This is a genomic window from Faecalibacillus sp. TM498, from assembly GCF_020589955.1.
In the GTDB taxonomy this organism is placed as follows: domain Bacteria; phylum Bacillota_I; class Bacilli_A; order Erysipelotrichales; family Coprobacillaceae; genus Faecalibacillus; species Faecalibacillus intestinalis.
In genome coordinates this window covers 1-4,783 of record NZ_JAJDKB010000089.1, presented here as the reverse complement: position 1 = coordinate 4,783, position 4,783 = coordinate 1, and the positions used below count along the sequence as shown (strand labels likewise).

Here is a 4,783-nt window from a genome sequence, read left to right as displayed (position 1 = left end):
TAGCCATAATAAAAAGTGAACCTCCTAAGTTGTCCAACTTTTTCAGTTCACTTCATCTCCCTCATTTTTTTATTCTGTTGGATGACGATCACCTAATAAATAATCATCTACATGTTCAAAGATATATTGAATAGATAATGGTTTTCTTCCTGTAAGTGAACTAAAATCACTAACAGGAACATCTAAATAGCCTTGTGTGACAGTTGTTCCAAAAGTAACCATTCCTTCTGATGTTGCTTTAATTGGACTTTTTGAAAAATCTCCATCCGTATTTCTAGGAACACCAATTGAATCAAAATAAGCATAAAGTTCATCATCTGTAAGTCTTGTATAAGTGATATGATTTCCTGTTGCTTTGTTTCCAATAGCTAAGAAATCTTCATAAGATAGTGGTTCTAAACCATTAATATTTAAAACAGCTCGATGTAATAAATGATTATTTAAAGCACAAGCTGCTGCATAAGCGCAATCCTTACGTGAAATAAACCACACACGCCCATCACCCATGTTTTTAGAAATTGTTGTTTCTTTAGCTTCTACTGCTCTTAAATAGTCACTTGTAAATGCTTCAACAAAAAGAGAATTTCTTAAAAAGATATAATCAAGCGATGTATTTTGAATAATTGCTTCTGTATAAGAATGATCTACATTTTCAATGCTTGGGTTAAATGGATGTGCTGCTGATAAAACAGATGTATAAATAATTTGTTTAACATTTGCTTTCACACATGCATCTACTGCATTTTTATGAGCTTGTCTTCTTTTTTCACCTACAAAAGGCATTGAAATCAATAAAACCTTATCCGCATTTTCAAAAACTTTAACAAGTCCTTCAGGATCATTAAAATTAGCTATAGCTGTTTGAATCCCTTGTTCCTTATATTCTTTTAAACTTTCTTCTTTAGGTGCTGTAAATACTAAATCTTCTTTGTTCATCAATTCTAAAGCATATTTAGCCACTAATGAACCAAAATTTCCATCAACACCATTAATAACAATTTTACTCATCGTTCATACCTCCACATGTGAAAATTATATCATGAATATTTTTATAAAATAGACCTTAAAAATTAATAAAGACTATAAGTTTTTCTTATAGTCTAAAATAATCTTCTACATATTTCATAAATTGTTGTATCGCCTTTTTTCCATTATCTTGATGATATCCTACAGCATAATCAGCATGATGATGACTTTCTTTTAAAGGAATCACTGCTACTTGATCATTTTCACTAATGACCTCTGTGGCCGAAAGTCCTATTCCTTCCCCTAAAGAAATAGCCATCACATATTCATTTAAATCATCTACTTCTTTTTTTATATAAGGAATCATTCCATCTAAACGGAAAGCTTCCATATAATCATGATAGTACTCTTTTCCTTGTTTTTTCGATAAAACAATAAGAGGTTCATTTTTGATATCTTTAATTGTTACATATTCTTTATGACTTAAAGGATGTTCTAAAGAAGTAACGACACAAACATGTGAATGATAAATTGTACGATAAATAAGATCTGGATAATTTTTAAAGTTATTACTTAAGCCAAAAGCAATATCTATTTCTCGATTGTTTAATTTTTCAATACAGGTAAATAAATTAAAAGCTTTGATATCAATTGAAATAGTATCGTTTTCTTTGAATTGTTTAACAATAAATGGTACATGCTTTCTTTCAAAAGGACCTGTAATCCCAATCGTTAACACATCTTTTTGTAAATTTTCTTTAATATCATTATATTCATTTTTATAATCACTCAATAATTTCTTTGCAAGATCATAATACCTTTTTCCTTCTTCTGTTAATGTTGGATAATAAGTCCTACGATCAAAAAGAGAAAATCCCAAATCATTTTCCAATTTTGTGATTTGCTGAGAAATTGCTGATTGTGATAGATAAAATTTTTTGGCTGCTTTTGAAAAACTTCCTTGTTCGACTACTGCTATAAAATAATAAATTACTTGTTTAAACATCTTTATCACCCTATCTATCATATCATTTTATTCACATTAATGCTCAAATTGTGCGCAAAAAAAGTGAATAACTTAAGTTATTCACTTTATTCACAACAATATTCACAATACACAAATAAAAAAACACATTTAAGATGTGTTTATCACAAACTGGCAGGGGTAGTAGGAGTCGAACCCACATCAACGGTTTTGGAGACCGGTATTCTACCATTGAACTATACCCCTAGTTGGGTTTGCCTAATTAATATATCATATAAAAAACAATTAAGCAATAGTTAATTGCCTATAAATTAAAAAAAATGTCTCATAAGATAATTTTGAGGAGGTTAAATATGAATGAATTAGAATTAACTATATCCTCTATCAAAATACAAACATTTAAAGATATCTATAAAATGAATGTGGCTTTTGATAAAGGAACTATTTTTAAACAATTGGATAAACCATGGGTGATGCAACGTGGATGATACATTATTACAAATAAGTAAATTGGATTTTTGTATCCAAGATGTTACTTTGTTTTTAGATACCCACCCTAATGATCAAGAAGCTAAAAAATATTATAAAGAAGGGATGAAGCATCTTTTAAAGATGAAAGAAACTTATTTAAAAAATGGCGGTGCTCTTACAAATAGAGACGGAAAGAATATTGAAAACTATATTAATGAACCATTTCCTTGGATGAAAGGAGGATCAACATGTGGTTGTATGAAAAGCGCTTGCAATATCCCGTTAATGTAAGAAAACCTGATGCTAAAACTGCTAAAATCGTTATTTCACAGCTTGGTGGACCTAATGGTGAATTAGGAGCAGCACTTCGTTATCTAAATCAACGCTATACGATGCCTTATCCAAGAATTCAAGCCTTATTGACAGACATTGGAACAGAAGAACTTGCTCATGTTGAAATTATTAGTACCCTTTTCTATCAACTTACCAATGGTCTAACACCTCAAGAAATTAAAGAAGGTGGATTAGATGCCTATTTTACTGATCATACATTAGGTGTCTATCCAACAAATAGTGCGGGTATTCCTTTTAGTGCCGATACTTTCCAATCTGTGGGAGATCCTATTTCTGATTTAACAGAAGACATGGCTGCTGAACAAAAAGCTAGAACCACTTATGATAACATTCTTGCTTTAAGTAAAAATGAAGACGTCAATAAAGTCATTCGTTTTTTAAGAGAAAGAGAAATCGTGCATTATCAACGTTTTGCTGAAGGACTTGAATATGTCAAGAGTCAATTAAATAAGAAGAACTACTACGCTTATAATCCCTCATTTACTTCATCAAAACGTGAACAAACATGTGAATAAGGTGAATAACTTAAGTTATTCACCTTTTATGCACTTATTCACACTTTCCCCACAAATATTCACTTAAATCTGTTGCTAAAAACATTTGTATTTCTTGAGCCATTTCCTTATTTATCTTAGAAATTCTCCCTTTATTTTCTACATAAACATCGATATATCTTTTTTTAGCCGGTATTTGTTTACAAAAAAACTCTTTATTTTTTCCTTTATAAACACAATTTAATTGTCGAAAATCATCCCATAACTGTTTAATTTCTTTATCTTTTATTAATAAATCAATAAAATTCTTTTCTTGAAGATAAAAATCATCTTCTTTAACTACACCTCTATCAACTGCTTTTTTAATAACATAAGATAAATATTGCATCGCATAACGATCTTCATCACAAATATAAACATGTGAACACTTCAACATCATTTTTGTAAAAAGAACAGCTTTATCTTCATGTTTAAAAATAAGTTCATCTTTCTTGTCATTTACTTTGAGATCCTTATAAATCATTTGTATCATCTCTAAATCACAAAATCCATAACTATACATATTTCCTAATGTATATTCCAAACGATCTGCAGAAAGTTTAGGAGATTCATTATCAGCCAGCGGATATAAATGATAGTTACAAACATCTTCTATCGTTAAATGATACTTATGCAACAAAGAAACTAATAAGGTATCTTGTTCAATTACCTTTTTCGTATCTAATTCTGTTGATTCTTGTTTTAAATGATCTTGGTGATAGAAATCTATCGTATGTGCAAAGACAGGAGTTGCTATATCATGAAGCAAACCTGCAACTGTCTGTCTAAGATCATGTGAAAAATGATAAACAATTAATGCAACCCCTATACTATGTTGATAACGAGAATATGGTACAATGTTTGAAAAGAAGTCAAAAGCAGTATATTCCACTCCACAATTCATCCCAATATCTTTAAGTCTTTGCATTGATGGAACATGTATAAGACTATTTATAAATTCTAAATGCTCTTTTTCATAAATTTTCCATAAATTATTCAATTTTTTTCAACTCCTTAAAATTTTAAATTACATTCATTCTATCACACTTTTTTAAAGTATATTAAAATAGAGTAAAATTTATTTTAATATTTTTTTAAATAAAGCTTGATTAAAGTGAAAATATATGTATAATTATAAGGGCAGTAACGGGAAGTAGCACAGCTTGGTAGTGCACCTGGTTTGGGACCAGGGGGTCGCAGGTTCAAATCCTGTCTTCCCGACCATTTATAAAAATTGGGGCCATAGCTCAGCTGGGAGAGCACCTGCCTTGCACGCAGGGGGTCAGCGGTTCGATCCCGCTTGGCTCCACCAATTAATTTAATAAATTTCAATATTATGGCGGGATAGCTCAGTTGGCTAGAGCATTCGGTTCATACCCGGAGTGTCGAGGGTTCGAATCCCCCTCCCGCTACCATTAATATTGCGGAGATTTACCCAAGTCTGGCTGAAGGGACTGGTCTTGAAAACCAGCAG

6 protein-coding genes and 4 tRNA genes are annotated in these 4,783 nt (G+C 30.8%); 6 read left to right on the top strand and 4 right to left on the bottom strand.

Annotation, left to right across the window (positions count from 1 at the left end; translation table 11 throughout):
• Nucleotides 1-69: 69 nt before the first annotated feature.
• The 3 genes from LJD32_RS14525 to LJD32_RS14515 all read right to left on the bottom strand — a co-directional run bounded on the left by LJD32_RS14525 (nucleotide 70) and on the right by LJD32_RS14515 (nucleotide 2,197).
• Nucleotides 70-1,008: an NAD(P)H-binding protein gene (locus tag LJD32_RS14525; RefSeq protein WP_032091627.1), complete on the bottom strand. Its 939-nt coding sequence runs from the start codon at nucleotides 1,006-1,008 to the stop codon at nucleotides 70-72.
• 85 nt (nucleotides 1,009-1,093) lie between these two features.
• Nucleotides 1,094-1,972: a LysR family transcriptional regulator gene (locus tag LJD32_RS14520; RefSeq protein ID WP_032091628.1), complete on the bottom strand. Its 879-nt coding sequence runs from the start codon at nucleotides 1,970-1,972 to the stop codon at nucleotides 1,094-1,096.
• Between the two features lie 151 nt (nucleotides 1,973-2,123).
• Nucleotides 2,124-2,197 (bottom strand) — tRNA-Trp (locus LJD32_RS14515).
• A gap of 107 nt (nucleotides 2,198-2,304) precedes the next feature.
• Between LJD32_RS14515 and LJD32_RS14510 the strand changes: the two genes are divergently transcribed.
• Genes LJD32_RS14510 through LJD32_RS14500 form a run of 3 tightly spaced genes read left to right on the top strand, consistent with a single transcriptional unit; the run spans nucleotide 2,305 to nucleotide 3,291 of the window.
• Entirely contained in the window at nucleotides 2,305-2,439 is a 135-nt protein-coding gene (locus LJD32_RS14510; protein ID WP_081919096.1) for a spore coat associated protein CotJA, read from the top strand.
• Nucleotides 2,432-2,713 (top strand): spore coat protein CotJB, encoded by a 282-nt coding sequence (locus LJD32_RS14505; RefSeq protein WP_032091629.1) that lies wholly within the window; start codon nucleotides 2,432-2,434, stop codon nucleotides 2,711-2,713. Before LJD32_RS14510 ends, LJD32_RS14505 begins: the two co-directional genes overlap by 8 nt.
• The gene (locus tag LJD32_RS14500) at nucleotides 2,671-3,291 is read left to right on the top strand and encodes a manganese catalase family protein (protein ID WP_032091630.1); all 621 of its coding nucleotides are present in this window, start codon (nucleotides 2,671-2,673) and stop codon (nucleotides 3,289-3,291) included. The genes LJD32_RS14505 and LJD32_RS14500 overlap by 43 nt, the downstream gene beginning before the upstream one ends.
• A gap of 34 nt (nucleotides 3,292-3,325) precedes the next feature.
• Here the strand turns inward: LJD32_RS14500 and LJD32_RS14495 are convergent, their stop codons facing one another.
• Nucleotides 3,326-4,309, bottom strand: coding sequence for an HD domain-containing protein (locus LJD32_RS14495; protein WP_227392760.1), 984 nt, complete (start codon nucleotides 4,307-4,309; stop codon nucleotides 3,326-3,328).
• Nucleotides 4,310-4,456: 147 nt separating this feature from the next.
• Here LJD32_RS14495 and LJD32_RS14490 point away from each other — a divergent pair.
• From LJD32_RS14490 to LJD32_RS14480, 3 genes are all read left to right on the top strand, one after another.
• Nucleotides 4,457-4,533: transfer RNA gene (locus LJD32_RS14490), tRNA-Pro, on the top strand.
• Between the two features lie 12 nt (nucleotides 4,534-4,545).
• Nucleotides 4,546-4,621, top strand: a tRNA-Ala gene (locus LJD32_RS14485).
• Nucleotides 4,622-4,647: 26 nt separating this feature from the next.
• Nucleotides 4,648-4,724: transfer RNA gene (locus tag LJD32_RS14480), tRNA-Met, on the top strand.
• Nucleotides 4,725-4,783: the final 59 nt, after the last annotated feature.